The organism is Photobacterium sp. GJ3, assembly GCF_018199995.1.
Lineage (GTDB): Bacteria > Pseudomonadota > Gammaproteobacteria > Enterobacterales > Vibrionaceae > Photobacterium.
This window is the reverse complement of the sequence record NZ_CP073578.1, coordinates 3124761-3141065: the sequence shown is the minus strand read 5'-3', so window position 1 is coordinate 3141065 and position 16305 is coordinate 3124761. Positions and strand designations below refer to the sequence as shown.

13 protein-coding genes and 1 pseudogene are annotated in these 16305 nt (G+C 54.2%); 5 read left to right on the top strand and 9 right to left on the bottom strand.

Annotation, left to right across the window (positions count from 1 at the left end; translation table 11 throughout):
- Positions 1-67: 67 nt before the first annotated feature.
- From rraA to priA, 7 genes and pseudogenes are all read right to left on the bottom strand, one after another.
- Positions 68-553: a ribonuclease E activity regulator RraA gene (gene rraA, locus KDD30_RS14575; RefSeq protein ID WP_211646477.1), complete on the bottom strand. Its 486-nt coding sequence runs from the start codon at positions 551-553 to the stop codon at positions 68-70.
- 133 nt (positions 554-686) lie between these two features.
- Positions 687-1595 carry a 1,4-dihydroxy-2-naphthoate polyprenyltransferase gene (locus KDD30_RS14570; RefSeq protein ID WP_211646476.1) on the bottom strand — a complete coding sequence of 303 codons (909 nt, stop codon included), beginning with the start codon at positions 1593-1595 and terminating at the stop codon, positions 687-689.
- 126 nt (positions 1596-1721) lie between these two features.
- Positions 1722-3053, bottom strand: coding sequence for an HslU--HslV peptidase ATPase subunit (gene hslU / locus KDD30_RS14565; protein WP_211646475.1), 1332 nt, complete (start codon positions 3051-3053; stop codon positions 1722-1724).
- A 9-nt stretch (positions 3054-3062) separates the two neighbouring features.
- Positions 3063-3590, bottom strand: coding sequence for an ATP-dependent protease subunit HslV (gene hslV, locus KDD30_RS14560; protein ID WP_305800640.1), 528 nt, complete (start codon positions 3588-3590; stop codon positions 3063-3065).
- 194 nt (positions 3591-3784) lie between these two features.
- The gene (locus tag KDD30_RS14555) at positions 3785-4426 is read right to left on the bottom strand and encodes an SPOR domain-containing protein (RefSeq protein WP_211646473.1); all 642 of its coding nucleotides are present in this window, start codon (positions 4424-4426) and stop codon (positions 3785-3787) included.
- A 160-nt stretch (positions 4427-4586) separates the two neighbouring features.
- Positions 4587-5597, bottom strand: coding sequence for a DNA-binding transcriptional regulator CytR (gene cytR / locus KDD30_RS14550; RefSeq protein WP_211646472.1), 1011 nt, complete (start codon positions 5595-5597; stop codon positions 4587-4589).
- Between the two features lie 177 nt (positions 5598-5774).
- Positions 5775-7972, bottom strand: a pseudogene (gene priA / locus KDD30_RS14545) (primosomal protein N').
- 227 nt (positions 7973-8199) lie between these two features.
- Here priA and rpmE point away from each other — a divergent pair.
- Positions 8200-8415, top strand: coding sequence for a 50S ribosomal protein L31 (rpmE, locus tag KDD30_RS14540; protein WP_211646471.1), 216 nt, complete (start codon positions 8200-8202; stop codon positions 8413-8415).
- Positions 8416-8698: 283 nt separating this feature from the next.
- Entirely contained in the window at positions 8699-9946 is a 1248-nt protein-coding gene (locus KDD30_RS14535) for a malic enzyme-like NAD(P)-binding protein (protein ID WP_211646470.1), read from the top strand.
- A gap of 73 nt (positions 9947-10019) precedes the next feature.
- Here KDD30_RS14535 and metJ read toward each other — a convergent pair whose 3' ends face one another.
- On the bottom strand, positions 10020-10337 hold the full coding sequence (metJ, locus tag KDD30_RS14530; RefSeq protein WP_027250617.1) for a met regulon transcriptional regulator MetJ: 318 nt from the start codon (positions 10335-10337) through the stop codon (positions 10020-10022).
- 186 nt (positions 10338-10523) lie between these two features.
- Between metJ and KDD30_RS14525 the strand changes: the two genes are divergently transcribed.
- The 3 genes from KDD30_RS14525 to metF all read left to right on the top strand — a co-directional run bounded on the left by KDD30_RS14525 (position 10524) and on the right by metF (position 15281).
- Positions 10524-11693, top strand: coding sequence for an O-succinylhomoserine (thiol)-lyase (locus tag KDD30_RS14525; RefSeq protein ID WP_211646469.1), 1170 nt, complete (start codon positions 10524-10526; stop codon positions 11691-11693).
- Positions 11690-14095 carry a bifunctional aspartate kinase/homoserine dehydrogenase II gene (locus KDD30_RS14520; RefSeq protein ID WP_211646468.1) on the top strand — a complete coding sequence of 802 codons (2406 nt, stop codon included), beginning with the start codon at positions 11690-11692 and terminating at the stop codon, positions 14093-14095. Before KDD30_RS14525 ends, KDD30_RS14520 begins: the two co-directional genes overlap by 4 nt.
- A gap of 283 nt (positions 14096-14378) precedes the next feature.
- The gene (gene metF / locus KDD30_RS14515; RefSeq protein WP_211646467.1) at positions 14379-15281 is read left to right on the top strand and encodes a methylenetetrahydrofolate reductase; all 903 of its coding nucleotides are present in this window, start codon (positions 14379-14381) and stop codon (positions 15279-15281) included.
- A gap of 108 nt (positions 15282-15389) precedes the next feature.
- On the opposite strand, the gene KDD30_RS14510 is transcribed toward metF, so the two are convergent.
- The gene (locus KDD30_RS14510; RefSeq protein ID WP_211646466.1) at positions 15390-15962 is read right to left on the bottom strand and encodes a PadR family transcriptional regulator; all 573 of its coding nucleotides are present in this window, start codon (positions 15960-15962) and stop codon (positions 15390-15392) included.
- Positions 15963-16305: the final 343 nt, after the last annotated feature.

Here is a 16305-nt window from a genome sequence, read left to right as displayed (position 1 = left end):
GCGCGATATCTGTAAAAAACAGAGCCGCATGGCTCTGTTTTTCTATGGGCTGACATCGCGGCTGGGATTAGTCGATGTCCAGTGGCTCCGGCGACAGAATCACGCCGGTATTATCTGCATAGAGATGATCTTCCGGTAAGAAAGTCACGCCTCCGAAATTGACCGCAACATCGACTTCTCCGATGCCCTGATTGTCAGCACCGACCGGGATGGATGCCATTGCCTGAATGCCGATATCGAGTTCATCGAGCTCGTCGACATGACGCACGCAGCCATAGACGATAATACCTTCCCATTCATTTTGCATGGCGAGCTGAGCCAGTTCGGCATCAACCAGCGCCCGGCGAAGCGACCCCCCGCCATCGACCAGCAATACCCGACCTGCACCATTGTCAGCCAGAACGGTATGAAGCAACCCATTGTCTTCAAAGCACTTGACTGTGGTGATCTGGCCTCCAAACGAGCTTCGGCCCCCGTATGAGCTGAACATCGGCTCAACCACATCGACCTGGTCGAGATAAATATCACAGAGTTCAGAGGTATTGTATTCCATAAGCTCGCTTCTTCATTGGCAAGTGATGATCGGATCAATCGGTATCTGCCGGATGTGGGTATCCGGTTTTCCGCTCAATAACTTGCTGAAAGTATAACCACCTCGGGCGGCATTGCAATCCTGATGCGGCGCTTTATCGGCTCAGGATCAGGCCGACGGCATACAGCAGGTTGGTGAACATGGCTGCTCGGATCAGCTGGCCCAGCATGGGGCGTAACGCCTGACCCTCGGTTGTGACCCAAACCTGAATGCCATGCTGAACCAGGAGCGGGATCGCAAGCAGATACAGCCAGCCCCAGGATGGCAAAGCCGAGATGACATTGTAGGCGGCAAAACACAGGACACTGGCTGCCAGCAGCCCCAGATGATACCCGCGGCCCAGTCTCGGTCCCAGCCGGGCGGCCAGGGTGATTTTGCCGCAGGCGCGATCGTTGTCCATGTCACGCAGATTGTTGAGGTTCAGCACGCCGACGGCCAGCAGCCCGCTGGCGGTGGCAGGTAAGAGGATTTCAAGCGAGAACAGATGGCTTTGCAGATAATAGCTGCCACCGACAGCGACCCAGCCGAAGAAGATGAGAACTGCCGGGTCGCCTAATCCCCGGTAGCCATAAGGCCGTTTACCCAGCGTATAAGCGAGTGCTGCGATAATAGCGGCGGCACCCAGTCCGACGAATATCAGTAAGACCGTTGTGGCAGGTTTCGCCAGGATCAGCAGGGCCAGACCGCTCAAAATAATCAGCAGCAGGGTCACAGCCATGGCCATTCGCATGGCAGACAAAGAAATCGCACCGCTTTGCAGGCCACGGATCGGCCCCAGGCGGTTGGCATTGTCTGTCCCTTTTTTGACGTCACCATAGTCGTTCGCCAGATTCGACAGAATCTGCAGCAGCAGGGCGGTGACCAGCGCGAGTGTGGCGACTGACGGGGAGAAATGTCCCTGAGAGACAGCCAGTGCATTGCCGCACAGCAGCGCTGCGATGGCCAGTAACAGTGTTTTGGGACGCGTGGCCTCTAACCAGACCGTCGAAGGAGATAAAAGCATGGTTGCGTATTCAATGGTTCAGCATAGGTCCATTATGGCAGCCAGGCGGGGAAGAACTTTGTTTTGGCGCAAGCCTTGAAGGGAAAACGGGACGCCCGTCGAAAGACAGGCACCCCGAAGGCAGAATTACAGAATGAAGCGGCTGAGATCTTCGTCTTCAACCAGCTCACCCAGATGGTCCTGGACGTAAGCCTGATCAATCACGTGCGCCACGCCATCTTGCTCAGAAGCATCATAAGACAGCTCTTCCATCAGACGTTCCATCACCGTATGCAAACGACGGGCACCGATATTTTCAGTGCGTTCATTCACCTGCCAGGCTGCATCAGCAATCTTCGCGATGCCGTCTTCCGTGAAGCTGATGGTGACGTTCTCGGTCGCCATCAGGGCGCAATATTGCTCGGTGAGTGAAGCATTCGGCTCGGTCAGGATACGTTTGAAGTCTTCGCTGGTCAGCGCTTCCAGCTCGACGCGGATTGGCAGACGGCCCTGCAGCTCCGGGATCAGATCAGACGGACGCGCCACCTGAAATGCGCCGGATGCGATAAACAGAATATGGTCAGTCCGCACCATGCCGTGCTTGGTGGATACCGTTGACCCTTCAACCAGTGGCAGCAGGTCACGCTGCACCCCTTCACGGGAAACATCCGGGCCTGAAGACTCACCGCGCTTACAGATTTTATCGATCTCATCAATGAAGACGATGCCGTTGTTTTCAACCGCATGGATCGCTTGCTCTTTCAGCTCTTCCGGGTTCACCAGCTTCGACGCTTCTTCTTCAGTCACGGCTTTGAGCGCGTCCTTGATTTTCATCTTCCGCTTTTTGGTGGTATTGCCCGCCAGATTCTGGAACATCCCCTGAAGCTGGTTGGTCATCTCTTCCATACCCGGAGGTGCCATGATCTCAACGCCCATCTGCGGTGCGGCAACATCAATTTCGATATCTTTGTCGTCCAGTTTGCCTTCGCGCAACTTTTTGCGGAAAGACTGACGGGTCGCCGAATCGGATTCGGTTTCCTCGTTTTTGCCCCAAGCGTCACGGGGTGGTGGCAACAGTACATCCAGAATACGCTCTTCGGCCAGCTCTTCCGCACGGAAACGCACTTTCTCGGTGGCTTGCTGGTGGGTCATTTTGATCGCGGCATCGGTCAGATCGCGAATAATGGTTTCGACTTCTTTCCCCACATAGCCCACTTCGGTGAACTTAGTGGCTTCGACTTTGATGAACGGCGCATTGGCCAGCTTTGCCAGACGACGGGCAATTTCGGTTTTACCGACACCGGTCGGACCTATCATCAGAATATTTTTCGGCGTTACTTCAACCCGCAGCTCTTCCGGCAACTGCATACGGCGCCAGCGGTTACGCAGTGCAATGGCGACCGCACGCTTGGCTTTGTCCTGGCCGATAATATGGCGGTTCAGTTCATGAACAATTTCGCGGGGAGTCATTTCAGACATGAGGAATCCTTACTGGGCATCTAGTTCTTCAACAGTCTGGAAGTCGTTGGTGTACACACAGATATCACCAGCAATGGTCAGCGACTTCTCAGCAATGGCGCGAGCATCCAGCTCGGTATTTTCAAGCAGTGCACGGGCTGCAGACAGGGCGAAGTTCCCGCCGGAGCCGATGGCAATCAGATCGTTTTCCGGCTGAACCACATCGCCGTTACCCGTAATAATCAGGGATGCGGTTTCATCGGCAACCGCCAGCAGGGCTTCGAGTCTGCGCAGGCTGCGATCGGTTCGCCAGTCTTTTGCCAGCTCGACTGCGGCTTTCATCAGATGGCCCTGATGCATTTCCAGCTTACGCTCGAAACGCTCGAATAAAGTAAAGGCATCTGCCGTACCACCGGCAAATCCCGCCAGCACCTGGTTGTTGTATAAACGGCGGACTTTCCGGGCATTGCCTTTCATGACAGTGTTGCCCAGAGAAACCTGGCCATCACCAGCAATGACGACTTTTCCGTTGCGACGTACAGAGACGATAGTTGTCACGGTCTTACCTCTTTGCATCAGTCCGGCTTGTGGGGCCGGTATGGGTATAGGCGATGATCTGGGGATGGGGCTGCCCGTTTTCAAGGTAATGAGCAGATCTGTCCGTTTCAGAAAACAAAAAAGGATGCCGTAGCATCCTTTTGCGGTGTTTTGCTGTTGTCAGTGTAGACAGGCTGAAGGAGACTGCAACTTGCTCAGGCGTCCCAGTACCAGATGGCACAAGGCTCGATGCCGGCCCGACGCAGCATATTCCGATCGCTCTCGGCTTTGCGTTTTTGCGGGTATGGACCCAGAACCACACGATACCAGCTCCCTTTATCGCCCTGAGAGACTTTGATCTGGCTGGTCAGTCCCTGAAAAGCAATCATGGCTTTGCGTTCTTCTGCCTGTGCCGGAGTCCGGTAAGCGCCGCACTGCATCAGGTAAGGACGTCCGGGTTTGTCCGGGGTTTTCTTAGCTTCAACCTGAACTTCTTTATTTTCCAGCTCTTCAATATAACGCCACTTTTCTGCTGGCTTCGGCGGCAGTTTTTCCTGTGGCTTGGGTTGAGGAACAGGTTTTGGCTCAACTTTGACGCTGGTTTCTTTTTTGGCAGGCTCGGCCGGTTTCTTGTGCTCCTTGGGCGGCATGGGCGCAGTTGTTTCAGGCGCTGGTGCTGCAGGTTTGGGTGAAGAGGACAGGAAATAGAGCCCGTAACCGAGTCCAATCACTAGAAAAAGCGCAATGAGCGCCCACTTGACTGGGAACTGTCCGCTGGGTTTGCTGTTTCGGGAACGGCTGTTTCTGGCCGGTTTCTTCGCTGCCCGGCCGCGTTTGACGTAATCTTTGGTTGCCACAATGGTCTGATTATTGCTGAACTATTGGACAGATATGGTACAAAGAAGTGCCCGGACTGGCTAGTGCCGGGAAGCCTCTGCGGGTGATTGCAGGTGTGCTTCCCGGTGGAAGTGTGAGCTTTTGCTCAAAGTGGTGAGGTTTTCATCATTTCTGGTGGCGTTAATATTTATTGGATGGCGGGGCTGCGCTTTCGCGGATTACCAGTTTGGCATCCAGCAAACGTGAACCCGCCGAAATATCCTTGCCTTGCAGGATCTCCAGCAGCATCAGCATGGACTGACGGCCGATTTCATAACGCGGCTGAGACACTGTGGTCAGCGGCGGATCGCAGTATTCTGCGAACTGGATATCATCGAACCCGACTATGGATAAATCTTGCGGGACTTTGATGCCCAGACGCTTAGCCTGTTGCATGGCGCCAATGGCCATGACGTCGTTGTGACACAGGAGCGCGGTCGGCGGCTCTGGCAGTGACAGTAGAGTGGTCACTGCACGGGCACCGCCGGCAAAAGTGAAATCACTTTTCACGGTATAAGCCGGGTTGAGCTCAATACCGGCGCGGCGCAACGCTTGCTGGTAGCCTTGGGCACGGAACTGGCACAGCATCGCGCTGTCTGGTCCGGTGATTTGGGCGATGTGCTGATGGCCCATTTGCGTCAGGTAGTTGACGGCTTCAAAAGCGGCGGTCAGGTTGTCGATGTGGACGGTTGGCAGTTCCAGCTCAGGTGCAAATTCGCAGGCCATGACCATCGGCGGCAGGTTTTTCTGCTCGGGCTTACTGATGTCAAACGGCAGATCTGTACCCAGCAACAACATGCCATCAGCTTGTTTGGTAAAGACCAGATTAACGAATGAGTTTTCCCGGCTTTTTTGCTGACCACTGTCGCCCAGCAGCACCAGATAACCATGCTCCATGGCGGCTTCTTCAATACCGCGAATGATTTCTGTGAAATAGGGATCACAGATATCCGGGACAATTGCGACAATGGTTTTGGATTCATTGCGTCGCAGGTTGCGGGCCAGGGAGTTGGGGGAATAGCCAGCGTCCATGACAGCCTGTTCAACTTTTTTACGAGTCGAGGCCGACACTTTCTCCGGGTTCATCAGCGCACGGGAAACCGTCGCGGTTGAAACACCGGCCAGCTGGGCAACATCCTTCATTGTCGCCATAAATTGTTCCTCTCTAAGATATTTCTCTCATGATTGCCGGGGGATCGGAGCTAAATCGGCGCAGAAACCTAGTCCGGCAAGCCTGTTATTGTAGGCGCTTTAAGCCGGTTTAAACATGTGCGCAATAGCATAAATTACATTGGCTTTGTGAAGTAAGTCGCATTATTTGTTTTATCTTCAGCTCAGATCCTGAGGCTCAACATCAAGTGACCAGCGGACTTTTCGGGCCAGTGGCAAGAGCTGAATGGCTGGCCGTGCAATGCTCAGCAGTTGCTGGAGTGTCTTGCGATCCGGTGCCTGCAAGAGGAGTTGCCAGCGGTAGCGACCCGCCCGGCGCGAGAGGGGCGCCGGGTTGGGTCCCATGACCAGCGTGTGGTTGCTGAAGAGCGGACTGGATTCCAGAATGCCGCGGACCTGCAGCAGAAACTGCTCCGTGAGATCACTTTGCTGTGCTTCGGCACGAAACAGCGACAGATATGTATAAGGGGCAGCATGGCCTGGCGCCGCTCGGTCAGTGCCTGTGCGGCGAAATGGTCGTAGCCCTGATACAGCAGCGCCTGTAGGAGTGCGTGATCCGGGTGGTGGGTCTGCAGCAGTACCTCGCCGGGTTTGCTGGCCCGGCCTGCCCGGCCTGCGACCTGAATAAAGAGTTGAGCTAGCCGTTCCGGTGCCCGGAAATCGTTGCTGAACAGGGCACTGTCGACATCCACCAGCGCAACCAGAGTGACATCAGGGAAATGGTGCCCCTTGGCGAGCATCTGAGTGCCGATCAGGATTTGATAGTCTTTGTTGCGAATGGCTTCCAGGTAGTGATCCAGGCTGCCCTTGCGCCGGGTGCTGTCGCGGTCAATCCGAACGGTTTTATATTCGGGAAACAGCTCGCCCAGCTGATGTTCGAGCTGCTCCGTACCGACACCGACGGTCTGGAGCTGTGTAGAACCGCACTGCTGGCACTGGGGCATGACGGGCCGCTGGGTCTGACAGTGATGGCAGCGCAGTTCCCCGGTATTCTGGTGATAGGTGTAGTGAGCATCGCAGCGTTTGCAATCTGCCAGCCAGCCACACTCGTGACACATCAGCGCCGGTGCAAAACCGCGGCGGTTGAGAAACAGCATCACCTGATTGCCCGCACTGAGGTGCTGGCGCATCCGGGCGATGAGCGGGGCGGAGAGACCCGCTTCCAGATACAGTCCTTTGACATCCAGTACGCCATGGCGTGCTGCCTGTGCATTCCCGGCCCGGCGGGTGAGGTGCAGATGATGGTACTTTCCGGTTTTTGCGTTGTGCAGGGTTTCCAGCGCCGGGGTGGCAGAGCCCAGTACAATTGGAATATTTTCCTTGCAGGCCCGCAGGACGGCCATATCGCGAGCGTGGTAGCGCAAACTGTCCTGCTGTTTATAAGACGCGTCATGTTCTTCATCGACAATAATGATGCCGAGATTGGCAAACGGCGTGAAGAGGGCAGAGCGGGTACCGATGATGATCCCGGCCTGATTGTCCCGGCCAGCCAGCCAGGCACTCAGACGCTCCGTATCGTTCAGCCCGGAGTGAATGGTAAACAGCGGTACATGAAACCGTCGCTGAAAACGGCTGATGGTTTGCGGGGTCAGGCCAATTTCCGGCACCAGCACCAGTGCTTGTTTTCCGGCCGCCAAGATGGGTTCGAGCAGGTTGAGATAAACTTCTGTTTTGCCGGAACCTGTCACCCCTTCCAATAAGTAGCAGCCATATTCCGGGTTGGCATTCACACTGGCGATAGCCAGCGCCTGCTCTTCATTCAGGCGTGGTTTGTCTTCGGTGATCGCAAAACTTTCCTGCCAGCGAAGTGTTTTCGGTACCGATTGATAGCTTTCAATCCAGCCTTTGTCGGCCAGGGTTTTCAGCGTGGCGCTGCTCACTTCTGCGTCGAGCATCATGTCGTGACTGAGTTCGCCGTTACGCAGCAGGGTCAGCACTTTGGCCTGACGGGGCGCGCGGGTTAAAGCCGTCAGAGGCTGATCTTTGCCTGGTTCCGTCAGTTGCCAGTAACGAATTTCACTGTTGGCCGGTTTGCCCTTACGCAATGCTGCGGGCAGTGCATTGGCCAGCGTGTCGCCGAGCGGGTACTGATAATAACGGCTGGTCCATTCCAGTAACTGAAATAGCGGTGGTTGCCACAAGGGGGCAGCGTCCAGCACGGCTTTGAGAGGTTTGAGCTGGTCGCGTGAAAAAGAGGACGAATCTGTGAGTTCAATCACGATCCCGGTCAGTTGCTGGCGACCAAAAGGGACACGAACCCGGCCACCGACCACCGGCTTTTGACCCGCAGGAATCAGATAATCGAAGGTTTTGTCCAGCGGGACAGGCAGCGCTATTTTGGCGATGGTGGCAGTCATGCAGTTTGGCTGAAATCACTTATGCTGAGAATAGAGCCAGTGTACCTTGCGGGGCGGATGAGGCAAAGTCACAGCAGGTTCTGATTGCGGTTGATCTGTGGCTGCTGATTGATTATCATACGCCGCCTATTTGTCCAGCGCCTTTGGCCTGACAGTGTTAATTAACGACGTGTGGTGCCCGGCTTTGGATCGGGAGAGCGACACGGCCTTAGCTATGAGGTTTCCCCATGAAACAAGGTATCCACCCAGAATACACTGCTGTAAACGCTCGTTGTTCTTGCGGCAACACTTTCGTCTTCAACTCTACCCTGAGCAAAGACGACATCAACCTGGATGTGTGCGACAAATGTCACCCATTCTACACTGGTAAGCAGCGTCAAGTGAGCACCGGTGGCCGTATCGACAAATTCAACAAGCGTTTCGGCGCTCTGTCCAGCAAGTAATTGCTGCGGGTCTTCTGACCTGAAAGACACTGTCGAAAAAAGGGATGCTGCGGCATCCCTTTTTGCTTTTTAGGGATCCCGCAAGCGCATTGATGTCCGGCCTCTTATTTACAATAATCATAATAATGAGTTGTGCTGGTCACACCCCCGCATTTTTCCTGCGTTCCGACTGCATTCTCATGGTATTACCAGCTAGCGCAAACTAGGATTTTGTGCTGCTATCGAATATGATTCATTGTTCAATACCGAACCGAACATCCATCCATTCAGGATTCTAATAACTATGTCTGAAGATTTTCGTCAACAAGCACTTCACTATCATGCTTACCCTGTCCCCGGGAAAATTTCGGTTGAACTCAGCAAGCCTGCCAACACTGTAGAAGACCTCGCTCTGGCTTACAGCCCGGGTGTGGCTGAACCTGTGCGTGAAATCGCGCAAAACTCAGAAAATGTCTATAAGTACACCGGTAAGGGCAACATGGTTGCCGTCATTACCAACGGTACGGCGATTCTGGGTCTGGGCAACCTCGGCCCGCTGGCTTCTAAGCCAGTGATGGAAGGTAAGGCGCTGTTGTTCAAACGTTTTGCAGGCCTGGATTCGATTGATATCGAAGTCAAGCACCGCACCATCGACGAGTTCGTCGATACAGTTGCGAATATTGCAGACACCTTTGGTGGCATTAACCTGGAAGATATCAAAGCGCCTGACTGCTTTGAAATTGAAAAGCGTCTGATTGAACGCTGTCAGGTGCCGGTTTTCCATGATGACCAGCACGGGACGGCCATTGTGACCGCTGCGGGTATGCTGAATGCACTGGAACTGCAGGGCAAGAACATCAATGAAGCTGTGATTGTCTGCCTGGGGGCTGGTGCAGCTGCCGTGGCTTGTATGGAACTGCTGATTAAATGTGGCGCGCAGCGTGAGAAAATCTACATGCTGGACCGTAAAGGTGTGATTCACACCCGTCGCGATGACATCAATGAATACAAGCAGCTGTTTGCCAATAATACCGATAAGCGAACGCTGGAAGATGTGATTGAAGGTGCGGATATCTTTGTCGGTGTGTCCGGCCCGGATCTGCTGTCTGCAGAAGCGCTGAAACTGATGGCTGATCAGCCGATTGTTTTTGCCTGCTCCAACCCGGATCCAGAGATCAAGCCAGAACTCGCCCATACCGTGCGCAATGATCTGATCATGGGGACCGGTCGTTCGGATTATCCGAATCAGGTGAATAACGTGATTTGCTTCCCGTTCATTTTCCGTGGTGCGTTGGATGTGCGCGCCAGCGAGATCAATGACGACATGAAGCTGGCTGCGGTCCATGCGATCCGTGAACTGGCGAAAGAGCCGGTACCTGCGGAAGTTGTGAAAGCTGCGGGTGTAGAGAAACTGGCGTTCGGCCCAGAGTATATTATTCCGAAGCCAATGGATCCGCGTCTGTTACCTCGTGTTGCGAAGGCGGTTGCAGAAGCTGCGGTTGCATCAGGGGTTGCCCGAATTGAAATGCCAGTGGGTTATATGGAAGTGTAATGACACATCCATTGTGATTCAGGATTGAAAAACCAGCCGCAAGGCTGGTTTTTTTTTGAGTGCTAGGGCTAGATTATTCGTTGATATCTTCGTATTCAATACCCAGGCTGTCCATAATCGCTTTGGCTTCTGCTGGCAGGTCGTCCGGGCGGTCTTTCCGGATATCTTCGTCTGTTGGCAATGGCTGACCCGTGTAGGCGTGCAGGAAAGCCTCGCACAGCAGCTCGCTGTTGGTGGCATGGCGCAGATTGTTCACCTGACGGCGGGTGCGTTCGTCCGTGAGGATTTTCAGCACTTTCAATGGGATTGAAACAGTGATCTTTTTGACCTGCTCATTTTTCTTGCCATGTTCTGCATAAGGGCTGATGTACTCACCGTTCCACTTTGCCATTGTTTACCTTCTCAGCGATATCGGGTTTCGAAATATTGTATGGGGGAATTTTAGCGGCATTTACTGCCACAAGCAAAGACATATAGACGTCCAGAAGTGTTGACGTCTTTTTGAAATCTAGCTAAGGTTGTGGAAATTTTATTCTCGTCGACCCCGGCCATGCCGAAGGAACAAGGAAGCAACGATATGAGAGACAAGAAAACAGCGACCATCGCTGTACGCAGCGGTATTGAAACTGATGAGCAATTTCGTGCTGTGGTGCCACCAATTTACTTGACCTCAACCTATGGCTTCCCGGAGCTGGGTACGTTGCCCCAATATGATTACTCCCGTTCAGGCAACCCGACCCGAAATTTGCTGGCCGAGACGCTGGCCGATCTTGAAGGCGGCGCGGGTGGTGTTGTGACCAGCTGCGGCACGGCGGCGATCAACCTGCTGGCGACAGCACAATTAGGGCCGGGCGATCTGGTGGTTGCTCCCCATGATTGTTATGGCGGCACTTATCGACTGTTCAATACCCGGGCCGGGAAAGGTGATTTTCAGGTGCTGTTTGTCGATCAGGGTAACCCGGAAGCACTGGCCGAAGCACTGGCGAAGCAACCCAAGCTGGTGTGGGTTGAAACGCCGTCCAACCCCTTGTTGCGGGTGATTGATGTAGCACAGTTGTGTGAACAGGCGCATGCTGCGGGCGCACTGGTTGCCGTAGATAACACCTTCTTATCTCCGGCACTGCAGCAGCCCATTTCGCTGGGAGCTGATTTCGTGGTGCACTCCACCACCAAATATATTAACGGTCACTCCGATGTCGTCGGCGGGGTGCTGATAGCCAAAGACAGTGAGCAGGCTGAGCAACTGTCCTGGTGGGCCAACTGTATCGGCGCCACGGGCGCGCCGTTTGATGCTTATCTGACGTTGCGGGGTGTCCGGACGCTGGTGCCGCGGATGCGATTACATGAAGAAAACTCAGCTCGCCTGCTGGCTTATCTGCAAACTCAGCCGCTGGTCGGACAAATTTATCATCCAAGCCTGGCGGATCATCCCGGTCATGACATTGCCGCAAAACAGCAGCAAGGATTTGGCTCCATGCTGAGTTTTGAGCTGGCAGGGGACATGAAACAACTGGAAGTTTTTGTGGCGACCTTGAAGTTGTTTTCACTGGCTGAATCGCTGGGGGGAACAGAAAGTCTGATCGCGCACCCGGCCAGCATGACCCACAGAGCGATGTCGGACGAAGCGCAACTGGCCGCTGGATTGCTGCCATCACTGCTGCGTTTGTCGGTCGGGCTGGAAGATGCGGATGATCTGATCGCCGATCTGGATCAGGCGTTTGCCAAAGCGGCGGAGGCCGGTGCATGAGCCTTGAGCGTCAGTTACATAAATTCGGAGGCAGCAGTCTGGCGGATGCCGGTTGTTACCGGAATGTCGTCAATATCCTGCAGCAATATTCTCAGTCCGACGATCTGATTGTTGTATCAGCGGCGGGTAAAACAACCAACCGTCTGATTCAGTGGCTGGCCCTGCTGCCCAAGGATGGGCGTCTGGCGCATGAGAGTTTGCAGGACCTGCGGAATTTTCAGCAGCACCTGATTGAAGAATTACTGGATGAAACGGCTGCCGATGTCTTACTGACGTCTTTGCATCTTGAATTCAGTGAACTGGGGCAACTGACGGATCGGGACCTGACCCCGGCCAGACAGGCTTGGGTGCTGGGTCATGGTGAACTGTGGTCTTCCCGCTTGCTGGCTGCGCTCCTGACTCAGAAAGGCTTGGCCGCCCGTGCCGTGGATTCCCGTGTGTTTCTGCGGGCAGAGCGCGCCACCCAGCCTGAAGTGGATCGCGGACGTTCATTGCCGCTATTGCAGAATGAACTGGCCCAGCACAGCGGTCACCGATTGGTGATCACCGGCTTTATGGCCAGTAATCAGGCCCGGGAAACGGTCTTGCTGGGCCGAAATGGCTCAGATTATTCCGCGACGGTGATTGGGGCACTGGCCGGGGTCAGTCGTGTGACGATCTGGAGTGATGTGGCCGGGGTATACAGTGCCGATCCGCGTATTGTTGGCGATGCCTGCCTGTTACCTTTGCTGCGGCTGGATGAAGCCGATGAGCTGGCTCGCCTGGCAGCACCGGTGCTGCACAGCCGTACCCTTCAGCCTGTGGCGCAAAGTGCCATTGACCTGACGCTGCGCTGTAGTCTGCAACCGGAATCCGGCTCCACACGGGTGGAACGGGTACTGGCCTCTGGACGGGGGGCCAAGATTGTGACCTCGCTGGATGAAGTCTGCCTGCTGGAACTGTCGGTGACCCGCGCTCAGAATCTGCAGCAGATTGAAGCCGAACTGAGCACGCTTCTGCCCCAGGCACAGGTGCAACCCCTGGCGCAGAATATCGAGGCGGACAAAGGGCAGATCCTGCTGGCTTACACGGCGGAAATGGCGAATGGCGTGTTGTCTCTGCTGCAGGACAGCGGCTTGCACGCTGAAATCCGTCTGCGTGATGGTTTCACCATGGTCGCGGCGGTCGGTGCCGGTGTGGTGAATAATCCGGTGCACTGCCACGGTTTTCAGCAGCAGCTGAAAGGGCAGCCGGTAGAGTTTATTTCGGAAGCCGAATCGGGGCTGAGTCTGGTTGCGGTGTTGCGGCAGGCGGATATTCCGGCGCTGGTTCAGCAAATTCATCAGAGCCTGTTTCAGGCTCAGAAACGGATCGGTGTGCTGTTGTGCGGTCACGGTAATATCGGCAGTCGCTGGCTGGAGTTATTCGATGAAGAAAAGGTCGCGCTGGAAAAACGCCACGGGATGAGTTTTACCCTGATTGGGGTGGCTGACAGTCGTCGCTACTGGGTTGATCTGAATGGCATTGCGCCGTCACAGGCACTGACGCAGTTTGACGTGGAAGCGGCCCCGGGAAGTGACTGGCTGCCGCTACTGACACAGCATGATTATGATGAGCTGGTGGTTCTGGATGTGACGGCCAGTCAGACACTGGCCGCACGCTACGCCGATTTTGCCGGTCATGGCCTGCATCTGATCACCGCCAACAAAGTGGCAGGGTCTGCACCGGGTGATACTTATCGCGCGGTGGTGGATGCCTTTGAAAAGAGCAGTCGCCACTGGTTGTACAATGCCACCGTCGGGGCCGGGCTGCCGGTGAATCATACGGTGAAAGATCTGCGGGATAGCGGGGATACCATCCTGGCTGTTTCGGGGATTTTCTCCGGCACTTTGTCCTGGTTGTTTCAGCAGTTCGATGGCAGTCTGCCGTTCAGTCAGTTGCTGGAACAGGCGTGGCAGCAAGGATTGACCGAACCGGATCCAAGGCACGATCTGGATGGCAGTGATGTCATGCGCAAACTGGTCATTCTGGCCAGAGAATCCGGCCTGTCATTAGAGCCGGAGCAAGTAAAGGTTGAATCGCTGGTGCCGGATGAACTGGCGGATCTGACGCTGGATGCCTTCTTCGAACAGAACCAGATTCTGGATGAGCGGCTGCAATCGCGTTTGAGTAAAGCCCAGCGTGAAGGGAAAGTACTCCGCTATGTGGCGCGTCTGGATAAAAACGGTCAGGCCGTAGTCGGGCTGGATGCACTGGAGCCGGAGCATGCACTGGCGAATTTGCTGCCCTGCGACAATATCTTTGCGATTGAAAGTCGCTGGTATCGCGAGAATCCGCTGGTGATTCGCGGCCCGGGGGCTGGGCGTGATGTCACCGCAGGCGCTTTGTTGTCTGATCTGAACCGATTGGCGAACCTGTTCTAAGATTTTCAGGTGATGAGATAGAACCAAAGGGCAGTATTCAACTGCCCTTTGTTGTTTGTAACTGAAGTGCTCAGGCCCCTGATGCCGCGGGTAGCTCCGGTTATTTCGCCCTCAACCGTTGAACTTGAATAAACTGGGATTTGATGTTGAGAAAAATTCATGTTGGTTCGGTTGACATTAAATTGGTTACAAGACATTCTGTAGACATATAGACGTCTAAACGGTTATCTGGCGTCAGCGTTTTCAGGGAAGGCCACAGGCCGTCAGCAGGAAGGTTTCAATTATGGGTTATTCTTACGCCAGTCACTTAGATGCTTTAAACCAGAACATCGCCGATCTGAACGGTGCGCTTAATGTGTCCTTTGAATTTTTCCCGCCAAGCACACCTGCGATGGAAGAAACCCTGTGGGCTTCGATTCATCGCCTGAAAACCCTGAAGCCAAAGTTTGTTTCTGTGACTTATGGTGCGAACTCCGGTGAGCGTGATCGGACACACTCCATCATTAAAGACATCAAAGATCAGACTGGCCTGGTCGCCGCACCGCACCTGACCTGTATTGATGCCAGCCGCGACGAGCTGCGCTCGATCGCCCGTGACTACTGGAAGAATGGGATCCGTAATATCGTCGCGCTGCGTGGCGACCTGCCGCCACAGGGTGGCAGACCGGACATGTACGCGGTGGATCTGGTTCAGTTGCTGCGTGAAGAGGCTGATTTTGATATTTCGGTTGCCGCATACCCAGAAGTGCACCCGGAAGCGAAAAGCGCACAGGCTGATTTGATTAATCTGAAGCGCAAAGTCGATGCGGGTGCGAGCCGTGCGATTACGCAGTTCTTTTTTGATGTCGAAAGCTACCTGCGTTTCCGGGATCGCTGTGTGGCTGCCGGAATTGATGTCGAGATTGTCCCTGGGATCCTGCCTGTGGTGAACATGAAGCAAGCCAAGCGATTTGCTTTAGCAAACAATGTGAAAATTCCCAACTGGCTGGAGAAGCAATATCAGGGGCTGGATGATGATCTGCTGAGTCGTCAGATGGTGGGAGCCAGTAACGCCATTGACATGGTCCGCGTCCTGAGTCGGGAAGGGGTGAAGGATTTCCACTTCTATACCCTGAACCGTGCAGAGCTGACCTACGCGATTTGCCACACCTTAGGTGTGCGTGCAGGCGATGAAGCCACCGCTTAAGCATCAATCGGATGGAAAAGAAAAAGCCGCATCATGAATGCGGCATTTTTGTCTCTGTGGCCAGTCGGCAACGGCGCACGGATTTCCGGGATGGAAACCCGTGTTCGGTTACTCAGCGCTGAGTGACACTGCGCTGTCAGGGCTGTCGAGATCTTTCAGTTCAGTCAGCACTTCTTCTGCCCAGTCGATCCAAGCCTGACGGTTATGAATACCACGGCGCAGGGTCAGACGATCCAGACGAGACTGGCGATCCAACGCTTTGTAATTTGCAAAATGAACTTTTTCAAGTTCATGGTAGTGGTTCATCAGCGTGTGAGATTCTTCAATCAACGCTTCCAGTTGCTGTTGCATTGGCACAGAGTTGTGCACGCCGCAGACCAGCAGTTTGGCAGAGAATTCATCACGGATGGTTGGATTACGGGCTGGCTCCTGGAACCACTCAAAGAGTGCTTCTCGGCCCAGATCCGTAATGGAATAAACTTTACGGTCTGGTTTGCCTTCCTGAGGTTCGAGTTTACAGGTGACTTGATTGTTGGTGGCCATTTTGTTCAGCTCACGATAGACCTGCTGATGACTGGCTTTCCAGAAATAGCCGATGCTGTGAGAGAACTCTTTTGTAATGTCGTAGCCGGTCGCGTCGCGCGAACTCAGCACGGTCAAAATGACGTGTGGTAGTGACATCTCTTCTATCCGTTAAAATACTTCAAAAAAAATAAATCGACTGGGGTTACGTTACCCTGACGCTCTGAGGCGCTTTTATAATCGTATTGTTGCAGTGCCCAGTCGAGATCACATAGGATATCATCAATTGATTGACTGCAACCAGCAGAAGCATAAATATTCTGTGGTGAACAGTGAGCAATTAGTTATCTTGTGACGCCTGTCCAACTATTAGGACCTTGTGCATAGCAAAAAGTTTCCCTCAAAGTTGGTTCACTGCACTTCTATTGACCTTAGTTGAAATAAAAAATTTCAGGATGTCTTAATTACGAACATGAGAAACAGGCCGCCTTGCGGTGGCCTG

Excerpts from the sequence above, each read along its gene's own strand:
- rpmE (WP_211646471.1), top strand. The coding sequence starts at position 8,200 with ATGAAACAAGGTATCCACCCAGAATACACTGCTGTAAACGCTCGTTGT.
- rraA (WP_211646477.1), bottom strand. The coding sequence starts at position 553 with ATGGAATACAATACCTCTGAACTCTGTGATATTTATCTCGACCAGGTC.
- KDD30_RS14510 (WP_211646466.1), bottom strand. The coding sequence starts at position 15,962 with ATGTCACTACCACACGTCATTTTGACCGTGCTGAGTTCGCGCGACGCG.
- metF (WP_211646467.1), top strand. The coding sequence starts at position 14,379 with ATGGGTTATTCTTACGCCAGTCACTTAGATGCTTTAAACCAGAACATC.
- metJ (WP_027250617.1), bottom strand. The coding sequence starts at position 10,337 with ATGGCAAAGTGGAACGGTGAGTACATCAGCCCTTATGCAGAACATGGC.
- cytR (WP_211646472.1), bottom strand. The coding sequence starts at position 5,597 with ATGGCGACAATGAAGGATGTTGCCCAGCTGGCCGGTGTTTCAACCGCG.
- KDD30_RS14570 (WP_211646476.1), bottom strand. The coding sequence starts at position 1,595 with ATGCTTTTATCTCCTTCGACGGTCTGGTTAGAGGCCACGCGTCCCAAA.
- KDD30_RS14520 (WP_211646468.1), top strand. The coding sequence starts at position 11,690 with ATGAGCCTTGAGCGTCAGTTACATAAATTCGGAGGCAGCAGTCTGGCG.
- KDD30_RS14535 (WP_211646470.1), top strand. The coding sequence starts at position 8,699 with ATGTCTGAAGATTTTCGTCAACAAGCACTTCACTATCATGCTTACCCT.
- KDD30_RS14525 (WP_211646469.1), top strand. The coding sequence starts at position 10,524 with ATGAGAGACAAGAAAACAGCGACCATCGCTGTACGCAGCGGTATTGAA.
- hslU (WP_211646475.1), bottom strand. The coding sequence starts at position 3,053 with ATGTCTGAAATGACTCCCCGCGAAATTGTTCATGAACTGAACCGCCAT.